Below are 15415 nucleotides of genomic sequence, written 5' to 3' on the forward strand. Positions count from 1 at the left end.
CTCGAGAGTGTGCAGCTTTGGGAGCTATTGATCTACCACAGCCCAAAAGCTGTACCGGTTGCACGATAGGGAACAGATATAAAAAAGCTGGCCAATGAGGCCAGCTTTGAGTTTATTGCGCTGTATCTGAAGGGCGTATTACCTGAAAGGCTAGGCGCTTGGGTCAACCTCCTCGACCTTGTCCTCTCGGTTCATTACGGCCTGAATGGTCAGCTTCACTTCTGGGGAGACCAGTGCCGCAAGCAGATCAGCCAGAGTCTCAACCGGCCGGGATACCGCATGGCACTCGTCGTTAAGGTAGCCCTCGCTGCGCAGGGTTTTGACCAGTGTCGCAAATACCCCCTTGTCAAAGAACTCCGGCGCATTGATGCCGTGCAGACGACTCAGGCGCTGGGCCATCATCTGGCTTTGCTGCTCAAGATCACTCTTCATCAGTTGTGGCTCGGAACGAAGTAGCGTCAGGGTGATAGCGTAGCGCTGAAGCGTTTCCGAAATAGTACGCGCCAGTAGCTGTAGCGGGCCAATGCGAGCATTGTTCAGTGCAATATACTTACCATCACTGAGTACCAGGCGTTGGCGAACCAGTTCCGCTATCTGGCTGTCGATAACTTCGCCTAGCGATTCTTTCTCGTGGCGCAGGAATAGCTCAGCTTTGAGGAACGGGTACAACAGCTCGACCTGCTGGTGGATAGCCTCCACACTCAGACGCTGGTGCTGGACCACGATGTGGGCGATCAGCGACGGCAGCGCAAACAGATGAATAATATTGTTACGATAGTAAGTCATCAAAATTGACTGCTGGCGGTCAAGGGAAATGATGTCGCCAAGGCTATCGCGCTCGACAATAAACTTATCCATTTCCATTGCATGCCCAACCAGGGTCGCCGCATCAGAATCAGGCATGGTGCACTGGTCGGAATACGGTACATTGCGCAGTAACTGCAGGTAGCAGTCGATTTGCTGCTCGAGCTCTTCGCGGCTCAGTGCACGTTGGCGGGCAGCCAACAGCGCTAGCGCGCAGAGGGTCAGGGCATTGGTCGCCGCGGCATCGTTGATGTGGGTCATCATCTTATTCGCCAAATCATTGACTGCCGGGTTTAGCCACTGCGGACGCTGCGGCTCAATTGGATCAATGTCCTGGTGCCACTCAGGGACATTGTCATTGAGGTAATGGTTCAGTGAAATCGGCTCGCCAAAGTTGACATAGCCCTGGCCGAGGTTGCGAAGCTTGCGCAGGGTACGGAGTACCTGTCCGACATTCTCCTTTTCCTTGCGCTTGCCGCGTAGCTCCTTGGCATAGGTTGCCACTTCCATTACGTGCTCGTAGCCGATATAGACCGGTACCAGGGTGACCGGGCGGTTCAGACCACGCAGCATCGCCTGAATGGTCATCGATAGCATACCGGTTTTGGCCTGAAGCAAACGGCCGGTACGAGATCGGCCGCCTTCGCTGAAGTACTCAACGGAGTAGCCCTTGGCAAACAGCTCTGCCAGGTACTCGCGGAAAACGGTTGAGTACAGGCGGTTGCCCTTGAAGCTGCGGCGAATAAAGAAGGCGCCTCCCCTACGGAAAATAGGACCGGCCGGGAAGAAGTTCAGGTTGATACCGGCGGCAATATGCGGAGGTACCAGGCCTTCTCGATATAGTACGTAGGACAGTAGCAGGTAGTCCATGTGGCTACGGTGGCAGGGGACATAGACAATCTCGTGACCGTCCTGAGCCAGCTTCCTTACCCGCTGAGCATTGTGAATGTTCAGCCCCTGGTATAGCTTGTTCCAGAGCCAGCCGAGGAAGCGTTCGCCGCGTTTGATCAGCGAGTATGAAAAATCAGCCGCGATCTCTTCCATCATATCAATAGCTTCTTTGCGGACCTTCTCGACAGGTACATCTCGGCTCTGGGCTTCTTCGGCCACGACTTTTTCAATGGCTTTGGAGGCTAACAGGCGTTTGAATAGTGCCTGGCGATCCGGCAGCTTCGGCCCGGAAGCGGCAAGTTGCTGGCGTGAGAAGTGGATTTTGGCCACGCGTGCCAGCTTGTGGGCGATAGAGTCATCGGTACCGTGATTGTCTGCCATATAGCGCAGGGATACCGGGGTACTCAGGCGTACCATACAGTCTCGTCCGCGGCCTAAAATGGTGCAGAATTTTTCCGGACCATTGAGGGGACGCAGTACCGGTTTGTGGTTCTCTTCCTTGCCCGGTTTTCTACCCCAGAGAATCGCCGCGGGAACGACCTGAAGATCGAGCTCGGCATCCTGCTTATGTTGCTCGAGCAGTGCGGTGAACAGATCAATGGACTCTTGCGGGAGCTCGCCATCTGAACCGAACACACTCGGACCGTCGGAGATATAGACATAGCGTATGTACGGCTTGCCATCAATTTCCAGGGGTGACAGCGGATCAGGCAGCCCCAGCTCTTGGGTACTGCTGCGCAATGTCATCAAATCGGTGTTAGAGCGAAACGGTAGAATATAGATAATCGGTCGTTCTAGATCGAGTTCCAGATCAGCGACCGGATCAGAAGGTATTGAATGGGTTTTAACCAGCAGAGAAAGCGGCAAATTCAATAATTTTCGATAGATTTTCTGCCAACTTGACATATCTTTTTACTAGCCTCGAATTCTTAATGCGAGGCAAGGATAGCAGAAAACGCGTGTCGTTTTGCAGCGATATACCACATACTTTCGGTTAAATCTTATTGTAAATGATATTTAGTGCTAACCAGTTGGTCTTGTTGTGCATATTCACGACGTATTGATTTTTGACTGAAAACGATGCTGATGATCAGTACGTCTGGTATCCGGATCCCACCAAGCGCAATGATTCGCTGCTGGCTGGATGAGAAACGGATTAGAGGAAAATTGCTCTTTTCGTAAACAATTGTCTTTTCAACCTTGTTAACACTGGATATACTCACAGTGAACTGTATAAAAAGACAGGGTGAGTCATGAAGCCGTTAACGCCGCGCCAACAAGAAGTCTTTGATTTGATCAAAGCAAAAATTGAAGATTCTGGAATGCCGCCAACACGTGCTGAAATAGCCCGTGAACTCGGTTTCCGCTCTGCCAATGCTGCCGAAGAGCACCTTAAAGCATTGGCACGCAAAGAAGTGATTGAGATCATTCCGGGTGCATCCCGTGGGATCCGTCTGCTTGTCAATAATGATGATGCCCGAGAGCAAGGCCTGCCGCTGATTGGCCAGGTGGCTGCCGGTGAGCCGATACTGGCTCAGGAGCATGTCGAGACGCATTATGAAGTCGACCCGGCGCTGTTTAAGCCCCGTGCTGATTTCCTGTTGCGGGTCAATGGCATGAGCATGAAAGATATCGGTATTATGGATGGCGATTTATTGGCTGTGCATAAGACTCAGGACGTTCACAATGGTCAGGTGGTCGTTGCCCGTGTTGAGGATGATGTCACTGTAAAACGTCTCGAGAAGAAAGGTTCCCAGGTGCTGCTGCACGCGGAAAACGAAGAGTTTGCGCCGATTGTGGTTGATTTGAACCATCAGCAGTTGTCGATTGAAGGTATTGCCGTCGGTGTGATCCGCAACGCTGACTGGATGTAGCTTTTTATTCGGCAGCCGACTTGGTCGGCAGCATAATACAGACTTTTGCAGCTCAAGATGAAGAACTGTCCATTATTTGTGTAGAATGTTTTGCAAAAGTTAATGATAGTCATTATCATCCTCTCATGATCAGATGGAGGTGATAATGACCAACTCTTCCCGTTACCACATACCTACCGCCTTGCTTCAACCTTTATGGCTGCGTAGTCGCGAGAGCCTAGAGGATGACGGCCTGATCTATGATCCTGTCGCTGCAGCTGCGTGCAGCCAGTGCTATCTCAAGCCGGATTGCTTATCGGGCAATGTGACTGAACGTCAGCTGCTCCATGCGACTTTGACCCTGCAATGTGACCGCCAGGTTCAGCAGTTTTTGCGTCGTCATCCCAACGGCTGGATTATCAATGTCGGTGCCGGCCTTGATACCCGCTTCTATCGTCTCGATAACGGGCGTTGTCGTTGGTTTGAGCTCGATACCGACGAAAACTTATTGTGGCGCGAGCGTCTTTTCCACCGTAGCGAGCGCTATACGATGCGGCCTGGTTCAGTCACCGATCTCTCTTGGCTCAAGTCGCTACCGGTGATGAATAATGCGCCGGTTATGCTGCTGTGTGATCAGACCTTGCTGCAATGCAATAGTAGTGAGCTGGTTCATTTCATCCAGCGTATGGGCTGCCATTTTAGCCAGATTGAGGTGTGTCTGGCGATTGCCGGTGATCGCTGTAGCTCGGCAATGGCAACCAAAATGGGCGCGGGCGACTACCGTCATGGTTACAAAGATCCCGTGCAGCAGGTGTTGAACTGGCTGCCCTGGGCTGAGCTGATCAGTAGCCATAGCCCATTGGATCACCACTGTACCCGCTGGCGTTCATGGCAGCGCTGGATTGCAAAAATCCCTAGCTTAAAATATCGCCTGACACCCGTCTTAGTGCATTTCCGCTTGTAGTTTGTCCTGCTGCCCTGCGATTAGCCCCTCCTCAACCTGTTACTCTGTTGTGATATCCCCTTTGTACGTTTCATTTTTTCTGTCCAATTTATTGCTCATTTTTTCAATCCTGTCCTAAGTTAAATGTAAATAAAATGTTATTTGCATTGCACTAATTTGCCCTTGAGAAGAGTGACAAGTGCATTTTACTGACCTGCTCTTGAAGTAAATCAGGACGACGGAAAGGAGGGATCCGGGTGAAGAATCGCCAATTGATCTGGGGATCACTGGTTGCGGCTATGACGCTGCCTGTGACCGCCGAAACGGAAACAATGCGCTTGAACATGACCGAGGGTGTTACTGAAGTCAGCCAGCGTGTATTTGATCTCCATATGACCATTCTCTATATCTGCGTTGTGATTGGTATTGTGGTATTTGGTGTCATGTTCTGGTCGATCATTCATCACCGCAAATCCAAAGGGTCTGTCGCGGCCTCCTTCCATGAAAGTACCAAGGTCGAGATTCTGTGGACCATCATCCCCTTCGTTATTCTTATTGTGATGGCGGTACCGGCCACCAATACGTTGCTGGCAATGGAAGATACCTCGGAATCTGACATCACCATTCAGGTTACCGGCTCGCAGTGGAAATGGCATTACAGCTATTTTGACGAAGATGTTGAATTTTACTCACTGCTGGCGACAACCTCTGCCCAAATAGCGAATGAGCGCGACAAGCGGGAAAACTATTTGCTAGAGGTTGATAGGCCTCTGGTATTGCCTGTCGGGCAGAAAGTGCGATTTTTGATCACCTCGCAGGATGTGATCCACTCCTGGTGGGTACCGGATTTTGCCGTTAAGAAAGATGCCAATCCAGGTTTTATCAATGAGGCCTGGACCCGGATAGACAAGCCCGGCATCTATCGTGGCCAGTGCGCCGAGCTATGCGGCAAAGACCACGGTTTTATGCCGATTGTCGTGATTGCCAAGCCTCAGGCTGAGTATGACCAGTGGCTCCAAACCACCAAGGTTGCCCAGCAGCAAGCCTATGAAGAAGAACAACGGCTGCTGGCCATGGAGATGTCATTGGATGAGCTGATGGAGCTGGGCGAGCAGGTCTATAACACGCGCTGTGCAATGTGCCACCAAGTGAACGGCAAAGGGTTGCCCGGTGCATTTCCCGCTTTGGCTGGGCAGGGATTATCAATTGATTCGGCGAAGAAGCTCGAACATATCAGCATCGTCGTTCATGGACGCAGCGGGACCGCCATGCAGGCGTTTGGCCCCCAGCTTAGCCTGAAACAGCTGGCGGCAGTGATTACCTATGAGCGCAACGCCTGGGGAAACAGTACGGGTGAAACGGTTCAGGCGGCAGAAGTGCAGGCTGTCCTCAATGGTGAAGAGCTTTAAGGGAGGTTGAAATAATGACGGATATGCTGCGTGAACAAACTGAGGTCGAAGACACTGATACTAAGGCCCATCACGAACATCACCAGAGTGGACTTAAGCGCTGGCTGTTTACCACCAACCACAAAGATATCGGCTCGCTGTACCTGATGTTTAGCTTCGCGATGTTTTTGGTGGGTGGTGCAATGGCCATGGTGATCCGGGCCGAGCTGTTTCAACCGGGCCTGCAGTTGGTGGAACCGAATTTTTTTAACCAGATGACCACCGTTCATGGCCTGATCATGGTCTTTGGTGCAGTTATGCCTGCCTTTACCGGGCTGGCAAACTGGATGGTCCCGATGATGATCGGGGCACCGGACATGGCGCTGCCGCGGATGAACAACTGGAGCTTCTGGATTTTGCCATTTGCCTTTTCCCTCCTGCTGGCCTCGCTGTTCATGGAAGGGGGGGGACCAAACTTCGGTTGGACCTTCTATGCGCCGCTGTCGACGACCTTCAGCCCACAAAGCACCGGCTTGTTTGTGTTTGCGATCCATATTATGGGGATCAGCTCTATCATGGGGGCGATCAATGTGATCGTGACCATCATTAACCTCCGCGCTCCGGGCATGACCTACATGAAGATGCCGCTGTTTGTCTGGACCTGGCTGATCACTGCATTTTTGCTGATTGCCGTCATGCCGGTGCTGGCTGGGGCGGTGACTATGGTGCTGACCGACAAATACTTCGGTACCAGCTTCTTTGATGCTGCCGGCGGCGGGGATCCGGTGATGTTCCAGCATATCTTCTGGTTCTTCGGTCATCCGGAAGTCTATATCATGATTTTGCCGAGTTTCGGTATTATCTCTGCGATTATTCCTGCGTTTTCCCGTAAGAAGCTGTTTGGCTACAGCTCGATGGTCTACGCGACTGCCTCGATTGCGGGTCTGAGCTTCTTGGTGTGGGCGCACCATATGTTTACCACCGGCATGCCGGTGGCGGCCGAGCTGTTCTTCATGTACTGCACCATGCTGATCTCGGTGCCGACCGGGGTCAAGGTCTTCAACTGGGTCGCCACCATGTGGCGCGGCTCGCTGACGTTCGAGGTACCGATGCTGTTTGCCATAGCCTTTATCGTGCTGTTTACCATCGGCGGTTTTTCCGGCCTGATGCTGGCGATTACCCCGGCTGACTTCCAGTACCACGATACGTATTTCGTCGTCGCACACTTCCACTATGTACTGGTCTCGGGGGCTATCTTTTCCATCATGGCGGCCGCCTATTACTGGCTGCCCAAATGGACCGGCTACATGTTCGACGAAAGGCTGGCGAAGTGGCACTTCTGGTGCTCGATTGTCTCGGTCAATATTCTGTTCTTCCCGATGCACTTTCTCGGTCTGGCCGGGATGCCGCGCCGGATCCCGGACTATGCGTTGCAGTTTGCCGATATCAATGCCGTGGTCAGCGTGGGTGGGTTCCTGTTCGGCCTGTCGCAGCTGATCTTCCTTGCTGTGGTTATCAAGTGTGTCCGCGGCGGCGAGAAGGCGTCGGCCAAACCGTGGGACGGTGCCGAAGGGCTTGAGTGGACCGTAGCGTCACCGGCCCCGCACCATACCTTTTCTACGCCACCGAAGATTGACTAGGGGGCACCATGAGCAAGCCGTCTGCCCCGGGGCAGGAAAAAAGGAACAATCAACGCTCTGTCTGGTCGCTGGTGGGGCTGGCTATTGCCATGTTCGGTTTTGCCTTTGCTCTCGTGCCACTGTATGACGTGTTTTGCGATATTACCGGCATTAACGGCAAGACCGCGGATGCACCGGCTGCAAGCAGTATGACGATTGATACCCAGCGTCAGGTGACGGTGGAGTTCGTTGCCTATATCAATCCGGGAATGGAATGGACCTTCGAGCCTGAGGTGCGGCGGATCGTCGTGAATCCCGGCCAGACCCAGACTATCAACTACGCCGCCCGCAATCTGACCCGGCATGCGAGCATCGGTCAGGCGGTACCCTCGGTGACTCCGGGACTCGGCGCCCAGTACTTTAACAAGATTGAATGTTTCTGCTTCAACCGTCAGCCGCTCGAGGCGGGGGAGTCGGCGCAGCTGCCTCTCGTGTTCTATGTTGATCCGGAGCTGCCGGAGGATATTCACACCCTGACGTTGGCATACACCTTATACAACGCCCAGCCGACTGCCACGGCACAAACGCAATGAGGTTGAAAGATGGCGAATCCATACACTGAACATGATCAATCGATGAAAACGCCGCATGAGCACTACTATGTGCCGGAAGCCAGTATTTGGCCCATTGTCGGTGCCGCCGCCCTGTTTCTTATTGCTCTTGGCGCTGGTGCGACGGTAGGTGATTTGTTTAACGGTCAGGGACCGTGGATATTGCTGTCCGGTGTCGGCCTGCTGCTGCTGATGCTGGTTGGCTGGTTCCGGGATGTTATCCGTGAATCGATGGGTGGGTTGTACAGTAGCCAGATGGATCGCTCTTTCAAGCAGGGCATGAGCTGGTTTATTTTCTCGGAAGTGATGTTCTTTGCCGCCTTTTTCGGCGCCTTGTTCTATGCCCGGATGATTGCGGTTCCCTGGCTTGGCGGGGCGGGAAATAATGCCATGACCCATGCGGTGCTGTGGCCGGAGTTTATCGCCCAGTGGCCGTTGGAGCTGACGCCGGGCGGAACCGAAACTCAGGGTATGGGGCCATTGGGGCTGCCGCTGTATAACACCATGATCCTGCTGACGTCGTCGGTGACGGTTCATATTGCCCATACCGCACTGGAACGGGGTGACAGGCCTCGGCTGACGTTGTTCTTGCTGCTGACAGTATTGCTGGGCTCGCTGTTTGTCTACCTCCAGGGGGTTGAGTACATCCATGCCTACCAGGATATGGGGCTGACACTGGACTCGGGTGTGTACGGCAATACCTTCTTTTTGCTTACTGGTTTTCACGGCCTCCATGTGACCCTGGGGACTGTGATCCTGTTTATTGTATGGCTGCGGATATTAAGAGGGCACTTTTCGCCCGAGAAGCATTTTGCCTTCCAGGCCGGTGCCTGGTACTGGCATTTTGTCGATGTCGTCTGGCTCGGGTTGTTTGTCTTCGTCTATATACTCTGAGGTGCGCAGTACTTCGCTGACAAGGTTGGCCTTGGGTTTCTAGTACGGCCTTGGATTCGGGGTGATATAACCGCTGGCTAGCGCGAGCAGCAGCAAGGCAAAGACGATGGCTGAAATCATGACTCGCCGGCCAAGGTAACGGCTCATGGGCTGGTTGTTCTGGCCTCTGAGCATTGCCGGCAGGGCACGAAACAGGTTGAGAACAATAAACACGAGCAGGCAGACGATAATCGCTTTTAGCAGCATAGGTACTCCAACAGATCACAGGTGAGCATGCGAAGGATTGGTTTCATACTTTTTACTGTGGCGGTACTGGTGACATTGGTCAAGCTTGGTTTATGGCAAATGTCGCGGGCGCAGGAAAAAGAGACGTTGAGCTCGGCTCTCAAGTATCGCAGTGAGCAGATGTATTACAGCTTGGCCAGTCTGCCCAGTGATCCGCGCTGGTACAGCCTGACCTTGCGCGGTGAGTTTGAACATAGCAAGGCTGTACTGCTTGATAACCAGCTTTACCGTGGAAGGCCGGGATACCATGTGCTGTATCCGTTTGTTGCAGATAACGGTTGGGTGCTGGTCAATCTTGGTTGGATAGCGGCGCCTGATTACCGTGAGCAGATACCGGTATTGCCTGAACACCATGGCGAGCTAAGAATATCCGGGGTGATCGCTCCCCCTTCATCGTTGCTGGAATTGAGTTCCGTTCCCCTGGGCTCTGATTGGCCGCTGCGAGTACAGAACCTGCACATTGACAAGCTGAGCGAGAAAATGGCATTGCCGCTTAGGCCATGGGTTTTACAGATCGATCCTGACAACCCGGTAGCCCAGCAACAGACATGGACACCGGTAGTGGTCGGGCCCCAGAAGCACTATGCCTATGCCGTGCAGTGGTTTTTGATGGCGCTCGCAATAACCGGGCTTGCCGGCTGGTGGTTGAAACGGAGCAAGATATGAAGAAACACGGAACGTTGTTGTTGTTACTCAGTGCATTTTTGCTACCGGTTGTACTGGCCAAGTTGGTACTGGATTTGAACTGGTATCAGGGAGGCGTGACAAACCGCGGCGAGTTGCTGTCTGCTCCTTTGGCGTCTGACTGGCTTGGTCAAAAGGGTAGGTGGCAGCTGGTCTACCTGATGCCGGATGAATGTGACGAGCTATGTGTTGGCGCACTGTTCAACCTTCGGCAGATCCCGCAAGCCGTCGGGGCCGAGCAGGATAGGGTGAGCAGTGTACTGCTGGTTGCTGAGGCAGCCTTGCCCCATTTGTCGGCAGATCCCGACAGTCAGATACAGGGGGTGGAGCAAATAATGGTTTCCGATCATGTTGTTGAGCAGCTTCGGACGTTGGAGTACGGTGCCAGGGCAATCTACATTGCCGATCCTCTCGGTAATGTCATGATGGCCTATCCTTTAGTCAAAGGGCAAACAGCTATTCTTGCTCAGGGCAAGGATTTGCTGCGCGATCTGAAGCGGCTGCTGAAAGTGTCTAAAATTGGCTAAGGAGGGCCTATGCGGTTGTTTCGTTTTAAATATCTTGTCTATGTGACCTTTCTGCTATCCCTTTGTGTCATTGCTCTGGGGGCCTATACGCGATTGACAGAAGCCGGACTTGGCTGCCCGGACTGGCCTGGATGTTACGGGTTTGCCACCGTACCGCAGACCAGCGAGCAACATACTCAGGCATTGATTGCATTTCCTGACAGCCCAGTCGACGTTGAGAAAGCCTGGAACGAAATGTTTCACCGTTATCTGGCCGGTACGCTGGGTGTGTTTATTGCTGCCATTAATCTGATTGCCTGGCGTCGCAGGAATACCCCGCGTGGTCTGCCTGTCTTGCTGCTTGGTACGGTGATCTTCCAGGCCGTACTCGGTATGTGGACTGTCACGATGTCTTTGATGCCAGTGGTTGTGATGGGCCACTTGCTGGGAGGATTTACGACCGCAGCTTTGCTGCTTCTGTTGGCGCTGCGGGTACGCCGCAGAGAGGCTCGTATTGTCAGTCAGATCTATCGGCCATCTTCAGCCCATTCTTTGACGGGAGCTTCATTATTGGCTGCCGCAGCCTTGGTGGTGACTGTCGGTCAGGTAGCGCTCGGCGGCTGGACGGCGGCGAATTATGCCGCTGTAGTGTGTACCCAGCTGCCTATTTGTGAAGTCGACTGGCAGCAGAGTTTCGAGTTGTCGGCATTCAATCCGCTCCAGCCAGAGAGCGAGAGTTATCAGTATGGCGTGCTTAATTTTCCGCAGCGGGTATCGATCCACGTTGCCCATCGGCTAGGGGCGGCGATGACCACCTTGGTGCTGATGGTGCTGATCTGGCACTTGTGGCAGATCGCCGCCCTACGGCGATTTGCACTGGCGGTCAGCAGTGTACTGCTGCTTCAGTTGTCGTTGGGGATCACTAATATTGTTGCCAGCCTGCCTCTGATGGTAGCGGTTGGACACAATGTGGTTGGTGCTGTGTTGCTGCTAACACTGGTTGCAACTAACTACCAGATATATAGCTACCGGACACCACTTCGCAGCCATTGGAATCATGCTAGGGAGGGTTGAAATTATGGCTAAATTACAGATGGCAGGTAATGCCAGTCTCAAAATAGTCCGTCATCGTCAGCGGGTTTGGCAGGATTACCTGACCATGACCAAACCCAAGGTGGTGGCGATGTTGTTGCTGACCGCACTGGTAGGTATGTGTCTGGCCGTTTCCGGTATTCCGCCGCTGAAGGCGGTGGTGCTCGGACTGGCCGGTATCGGGTTGCAGTCGGCTGCAGCGGCTGCCTTTAATCATGTGCTGGATCGTCGGTTTGATGCTCAGATGGCCCGCACTCATCATCGTCCGCTGGCCAAGGGCCGGGTCGAAACCTACAAAGCGGTGATATTTGCCTCTGTCCTGATGGTGGCTGGGTTTGTCTTGTTATGGCAGCTAAATGCCCTGACGGCATGGCTGACCTTCGCCAGCCTGATTGGCTATGCCGTGGTCTATACCGTATGGCTGAAACATGCGACCCCGCAGAATATCGTGATCGGGGGCTTGGCCGGAGCGGCTCCGCCGCTACTGGGGTGGACCGCGGTTACCGGTCAGTTTGACCCGCACGCCTTGCTGCTGGTTATGCTGGTTTTTACCTGGACTCCACCGCATTTCTGGGCGCTGGCTATCCACCGCCGGGATGATTATGCCAAAGCCGGCATCCCGATGCTGCCGGTGACCCACGGGATAGAGTTTACCAAGACCATGGTGCTGCTCTATACCGTTTTGCTGGCGCTGGTCGGCCTGTTGCCGTGGCTTACCGGAATGAGCGGCGAACTGTATCTGGCAGGGAGCGGTTTGCTGAATCTCGGCTTTATTGCCTATGCTGCCAAACTGAAGTTTGCCGATACCACCGGCCATGCGTGGGCAACATTCAAGTACTCAATTTGGCATTTGCTGGCGCTGTTTGTGGTCTTGCTGGCTGATCACTGGCTGCTGGCCTGGTGGTCAGCCTGATATGGGGGCAGCTATATCGGGTTTGACTATCTTGACGTGTTATTTATCAATAAGAGATAAAAATATTTTCCAGGGCGCTTCTGAAACCTGTTAGCACAAACAACTAGTTAGGTTTTTTCAACTCGAATTGGTTATTTTTGCAACAAAAAAAGGCTACACATGACGTAAGCTATTTGTTTAAAATGCGCTCAATTATTGAACAGGTAGTGTAAATGAAACAAGCAATAGTTGGCTTCATATTGGCTGTTATGACGCTGGGCTGGGGAACCTCCGCACTGGCAAGCATGCAGGGAAAAACGTTAAAAGTAACAGCAACGGCTTATAACTCGGTCCGGGCCCAAACCAATAGCAATCCCTCTATTGCGGCCTGGGGCGATCGCCTAAAGCCGGGTATGAAGGTGATTGCGGTATCTCGTGATCTGCTGAGAATGGGGATCACCCACGGTACCAAGGTCAAGATCTCTGGTTTGCCTGGTGAATACGTCGTGCTGGATAAGATGAACAAGCGCTGGAGCCGCAAGATTGATATCTATATGGGCAAAGATATTCAGGCTGCCAGAAACTGGGGACGTCGCTCAGTGACCATTACGGTAATCGACTCGTAACTACCGACCAGACAAAATACAAAAAGCGAGAGCCTTGGCTCTCGCTTTTTTATTTGTACGTTGAGGCTGGTTTCGCGCTTAGTAGTAAGAGTGCTCGCCACGGGCGTGTTCAGTGATATCGCGAACGCCGGTCAATTCACCGGTGAACTGAGCCAGCAGCTCTTTTTCGATCCCTTCTTTCAGGGTGACATCAACCATTGAACAGCCATTGCAGCCCCCCCCGAACTGAAGGATCGCAACACCGTCTTCGGTGATTTCCGCCAGAGAGACATTACCGCCGTGGCCTGCTAGTTGCGGGTTAACCTGAGTCTGGATGACGTAGTCGACACGCTCCATCAGCGAGGCATCGTCAGACACCTTGCGAACTTTGGCATTCGGTGCCTTCAGGGTAAGCTGGGAGCCCATTTTGTCAGTGACAAAATCGATCTCTGCATCGTCAAGGAACGGTAGGCTAAGCTCATCGACAAAAGCAGAAAATAGCTCGAGTTTAATTTCAGTATCGCTTGCTTCAACCGCTTCCGGCGGGCAGTAGGACACGCCGCACTCTGCGTTTTGAGTACCAGGGTTAACCACGAATACTCGAATGTTGGTGCCTTCCGGCTGCTGCGCAAGAAGTTTGCCAAAATGCTGTTGGGCATTTTCAGAAATAGTAATCATAGACACGACGTAATACCTGACTTATTTAGTAAGATTAATTCTATTCTACTCTTAGACGCACTTTGTATCACCCCCTAATCGTTGTGGCTATGCTTTCATCACATTTCTGGGGATTTTCTGCGGCTATTGCCGCGGCGGCGTGAAGCAGATGCAGTAGATATCTACCTGTTTGACTCCACTTCGCAGCAATAAGTGCGTTAGCTCTGCCACGGTACTGCCCGTCGTGACGACATCATCGACGATGGCGACATGCTCAGGCAGCCGCTTTGCTTTAAGTATAAAGGCTTGATTGAGGTTTTTTTTGCGATCGCGTTTGCTCAGATGACGTTGTGTCTGGGTGTGGCGCGTGCGTCGAAGTGCATTGGGCAGACACCGGCTTTCCGTTTCTCGGGCAATGGCCCGGGCCAATAAGGTACTTTGGTTGAAACTACGGCTGAACCGGCGCAGCGGATGCAGCGGGACCGGAATGACGGCAGGTGCCGGATGGACGATTTGCCGGGCGAGAAGGCGTCCGAGGGGCTCGGCAAGCCAGAATTTACCGCTGAACTTGAGCTGGTGAACCAACTGGCGCAGGGGGAAGTCATACTCCCCGAGCCGGTAGAACTGCTGCCAGGGAGGCGGTTTTGACAGGCAGTTGCCGCATTCTCCGGATGGCTTAACGGTTGTCATGCCGCACCGTGAGCAATAGGGCGGCTGGGGGAAATGGTCGGTACAGTGCCGGCACCACACCTGTTCCTGAGGATACAGCGGCAGGTGACATAGCTGACATTGCTGGTTGGTCCATTGAAATATTGATCTTGGCGATAATAGGAATAACATCTTTGCCATCCTGTTGGGCTGGTAATAGCCTGTTCTTGTGGTTATTGGAAGGAATTGTAAATGACAGCGAAGCTACATTGGCAAACTGAAGGCCAAGGTTCGGATCTGGTTCTCATTCATGGCTGGGGAATGAATGGGGCGGTCTGGCAGCAGCTCCTGCCATTGTTAACGCCGTATTTCCGTGTACATCTGGTTGATTTACCAGGCTATGGTCACAGTCATGAGCTTCTTGCAGCCAATATTGAAGAAATGGCATACCAATTGCTTGAATATTCGCCAGAGTCTGCAATTTGGTTGGGCTGGTCCCTTGGGGGACTCGTGGCGACTCAGGCTGCCCTCCAGGCACCTGAGCGGGTGACTTCTCTGGTAACGGTAGCCAGCTCCCCGCGTTTTGCAGCAGAAAACACATGGCGAGGTATTCAGCCCCAGGTTCTGGAAGATTTTCAGCACCAGCTGAGCGACAATTTTCAGCTGACCATTGAGCGTTTTATGGCGCTGCAGGCGATGGGCAGCCCGACGGCACGTCAGGATATCAAACTGCTGAAGCAGGCGGTACTTTCACGTCCTCAGCCGAACCCAGAAGCACTGGCGACTGGACTGAAACTGCTGGCTGATGTCGACTTGCGGGATCAGCTAGGTCAGATCTCCCAGCCTTGGTTGCGCCTGTACGGACGTCTTGACGGGTTGGTTCCGGTGAAAATTGCAGCCGTGCTGGATGAACTGGCTCCTCAGTCTCAGCGGCAAGTATTTGCCGCGGCATCGCATGCCCCGTTCATCTCGCATCCTGAGGAGTTTGTGAAGGCATTGCGTGCCTTCATCGGGCAGGCTTAACGGAATACTGGTCATGTGTG

The 15415-nt window shown here is 53.1% G+C and carries 16 protein-coding genes; 12 read left to right on the plus strand and 4 right to left on the minus strand.

Translation table 11 applies throughout. From position 1 onward, the window contains the following. Positions 1-150: 150 nt before the first annotated feature. On the minus strand, positions 151-2601 hold the full coding sequence (gene plsB, locus EDI28_RS16755) for a glycerol-3-phosphate 1-O-acyltransferase PlsB (RefSeq protein WP_128785040.1): 2451 nt from the start codon (positions 2599-2601) through the stop codon (positions 151-153). 347 nt (positions 2602-2948) lie between these two features. Between plsB and lexA the strand changes: the two genes are divergently transcribed. The 6 genes from lexA (at position 2949) to EDI28_RS16785 (ending at position 9003) form a co-directional block, all read left to right on the plus strand. Continuing rightward, entirely contained in the window at positions 2949-3569 is a 621-nt protein-coding gene (gene lexA / locus EDI28_RS16760; RefSeq protein WP_128785041.1) for a transcriptional repressor LexA, read from the plus strand. A gap of 145 nt (positions 3570-3714) precedes the next feature. Next, positions 3715-4512 (plus strand): class I SAM-dependent methyltransferase, encoded by a 798-nt coding sequence (locus EDI28_RS16765; protein WP_128785042.1) that lies wholly within the window; start codon positions 3715-3717, stop codon positions 4510-4512. A 278-nt stretch (positions 4513-4790) separates the two neighbouring features. Continuing rightward, positions 4791-5900: a cytochrome c oxidase subunit II gene (coxB, locus tag EDI28_RS16770; RefSeq protein ID WP_128785190.1), complete on the plus strand. Its 1110-nt coding sequence runs from the start codon at positions 4791-4793 to the stop codon at positions 5898-5900. Positions 5901-5914: 14 nt separating this feature from the next. Beyond that, positions 5915-7519 (plus strand): cytochrome c oxidase subunit I, encoded by a 1605-nt coding sequence (ctaD, locus tag EDI28_RS16775; protein ID WP_128785043.1) that lies wholly within the window; start codon positions 5915-5917, stop codon positions 7517-7519. 8 nt (positions 7520-7527) lie between these two features. Beyond that, positions 7528-8091: a cytochrome c oxidase assembly protein gene (locus EDI28_RS16780; RefSeq protein ID WP_128785044.1), complete on the plus strand. Its 564-nt coding sequence runs from the start codon at positions 7528-7530 to the stop codon at positions 8089-8091. Between the two features lie 9 nt (positions 8092-8100). Continuing rightward, entirely contained in the window at positions 8101-9003 is a 903-nt protein-coding gene (locus tag EDI28_RS16785) for a cytochrome c oxidase subunit 3 (RefSeq protein ID WP_128785045.1), read from the plus strand. Positions 9004-9042: 39 nt separating this feature from the next. Here the strand turns inward: EDI28_RS16785 and EDI28_RS16790 are convergent, their stop codons facing one another. Continuing rightward, complete coding sequence (locus EDI28_RS16790) at positions 9043-9249, minus strand: DUF2909 domain-containing protein (protein ID WP_128785046.1); 207 nt, start codon at positions 9247-9249, stop codon at positions 9043-9045. A gap of 27 nt (positions 9250-9276) precedes the next feature. Here EDI28_RS16790 and EDI28_RS16795 point away from each other — a divergent pair, with 27 nt between their 5' ends. From EDI28_RS16795 to EDI28_RS16815, 5 genes are all read left to right on the plus strand, one after another. Next, a complete protein-coding gene (locus EDI28_RS16795; protein WP_128785047.1) occupies positions 9277-9954 on the plus strand; it encodes an SURF1 family protein in 678 nt (225 codons plus the stop codon). Beyond that, a complete protein-coding gene (locus EDI28_RS16800) occupies positions 9951-10499 on the plus strand; it encodes a redox-active disulfide-containing membrane protein (RefSeq protein ID WP_128785048.1) in 549 nt (182 codons plus the stop codon). Before EDI28_RS16795 ends, EDI28_RS16800 begins: the two co-directional genes overlap by 4 nt. A gap of 9 nt (positions 10500-10508) precedes the next feature. Next, a complete protein-coding gene (locus tag EDI28_RS16805) occupies positions 10509-11552 on the plus strand; it encodes a COX15/CtaA family protein (protein ID WP_128785049.1) in 1044 nt (347 codons plus the stop codon). 4 nt (positions 11553-11556) lie between these two features. Continuing rightward, positions 11557-12483 (plus strand): heme o synthase, encoded by a 927-nt coding sequence (gene cyoE, locus EDI28_RS16810; RefSeq protein WP_128785050.1) that lies wholly within the window; start codon positions 11557-11559, stop codon positions 12481-12483. 248 nt (positions 12484-12731) lie between these two features. Then, positions 12732-13088: a 3D domain-containing protein gene (locus EDI28_RS16815; RefSeq protein ID WP_428430279.1), complete on the plus strand. Its 357-nt coding sequence runs from the start codon at positions 12732-12734 to the stop codon at positions 13086-13088. A gap of 78 nt (positions 13089-13166) precedes the next feature. On the opposite strand, the gene nfuA is transcribed toward EDI28_RS16815, so the two are convergent. Both nfuA and EDI28_RS16825 read right to left on the minus strand, forming a co-directional pair. Next, positions 13167-13745: a Fe-S biogenesis protein NfuA gene (nfuA, locus tag EDI28_RS16820; protein ID WP_128785191.1), complete on the minus strand. Its 579-nt coding sequence runs from the start codon at positions 13743-13745 to the stop codon at positions 13167-13169. A gap of 123 nt (positions 13746-13868) precedes the next feature. Beyond that, entirely contained in the window at positions 13869-14414 is a 546-nt protein-coding gene (locus EDI28_RS16825) for a ComF family protein (protein WP_325062646.1), read from the minus strand. Positions 14415-14624: 210 nt separating this feature from the next. Here EDI28_RS16825 and bioH point away from each other — a divergent pair, with 210 nt between their 5' ends. Continuing rightward, positions 14625-15395: a pimeloyl-ACP methyl ester esterase BioH gene (bioH, locus tag EDI28_RS16830; RefSeq protein ID WP_128785053.1), complete on the plus strand. Its 771-nt coding sequence runs from the start codon at positions 14625-14627 to the stop codon at positions 15393-15395. The last annotated feature ends 20 nt before the right edge of the window (positions 15396-15415 follow it).

The organism is Photobacterium chitinilyticum (genome assembly GCF_004104355.1).
Taxonomy (GTDB): Bacteria; Pseudomonadota; Gammaproteobacteria; order Enterobacterales; family Vibrionaceae; genus Photobacterium; species Photobacterium chitinilyticum.

What these genes read in the sequence shown, in the direction of transcription:
- EDI28_RS16805 (WP_128785049.1), top strand. Translation starts at nt 10,509, where the DNA reads ATGCGGTTGTTTCGTTTTAAATATCTTGTCTATGTGACCTTTCTGCTA.
- EDI28_RS16780 (WP_128785044.1), top strand. Translation starts at nt 7,528, where the DNA reads ATGAGCAAGCCGTCTGCCCCGGGGCAGGAAAAAAGGAACAATCAACGC.
- plsB (WP_128785040.1), bottom strand. Translation starts at nt 2,601, where the DNA reads ATGTCAAGTTGGCAGAAAATCTATCGAAAATTATTGAATTTGCCGCTT.
- EDI28_RS16800 (WP_128785048.1), top strand. Translation starts at nt 9,951, where the DNA reads ATGAAGAAACACGGAACGTTGTTGTTGTTACTCAGTGCATTTTTGCTA.
- lexA (WP_128785041.1), top strand. Translation starts at nt 2,949, where the DNA reads ATGAAGCCGTTAACGCCGCGCCAACAAGAAGTCTTTGATTTGATCAAA.
- coxB (WP_128785190.1), top strand. Translation starts at nt 4,791, where the DNA reads ATGACGCTGCCTGTGACCGCCGAAACGGAAACAATGCGCTTGAACATG.
- bioH (WP_128785053.1), top strand. Translation starts at nt 14,625, where the DNA reads ATGACAGCGAAGCTACATTGGCAAACTGAAGGCCAAGGTTCGGATCTG.
- cyoE (WP_128785050.1), top strand. Translation starts at nt 11,557, where the DNA reads ATGGCTAAATTACAGATGGCAGGTAATGCCAGTCTCAAAATAGTCCGT.
- nfuA (WP_128785191.1), bottom strand. Translation starts at nt 13,745, where the DNA reads ATGATTACTATTTCTGAAAATGCCCAACAGCATTTTGGCAAACTTCTT.
- EDI28_RS16785 (WP_128785045.1), top strand. Translation starts at nt 8,101, where the DNA reads ATGGCGAATCCATACACTGAACATGATCAATCGATGAAAACGCCGCAT.
- EDI28_RS16815 (WP_428430279.1), top strand. Translation starts at nt 12,732, where the DNA reads ATGACGCTGGGCTGGGGAACCTCCGCACTGGCAAGCATGCAGGGAAAA.
- EDI28_RS16790 (WP_128785046.1), bottom strand. Translation starts at nt 9,249, where the DNA reads ATGCTGCTAAAAGCGATTATCGTCTGCCTGCTCGTGTTTATTGTTCTC.
- EDI28_RS16825 (WP_325062646.1), bottom strand. Translation starts at nt 14,414, where the DNA reads ATGACAACCGTTAAGCCATCCGGAGAATGCGGCAACTGCCTGTCAAAA.
- EDI28_RS16795 (WP_128785047.1), top strand. Translation starts at nt 9,277, where the DNA reads ATGCGAAGGATTGGTTTCATACTTTTTACTGTGGCGGTACTGGTGACA.
- EDI28_RS16765 (WP_128785042.1), top strand. Translation starts at nt 3,715, where the DNA reads ATGACCAACTCTTCCCGTTACCACATACCTACCGCCTTGCTTCAACCT.
- ctaD (WP_128785043.1), top strand. Translation starts at nt 5,915, where the DNA reads ATGACGGATATGCTGCGTGAACAAACTGAGGTCGAAGACACTGATACT.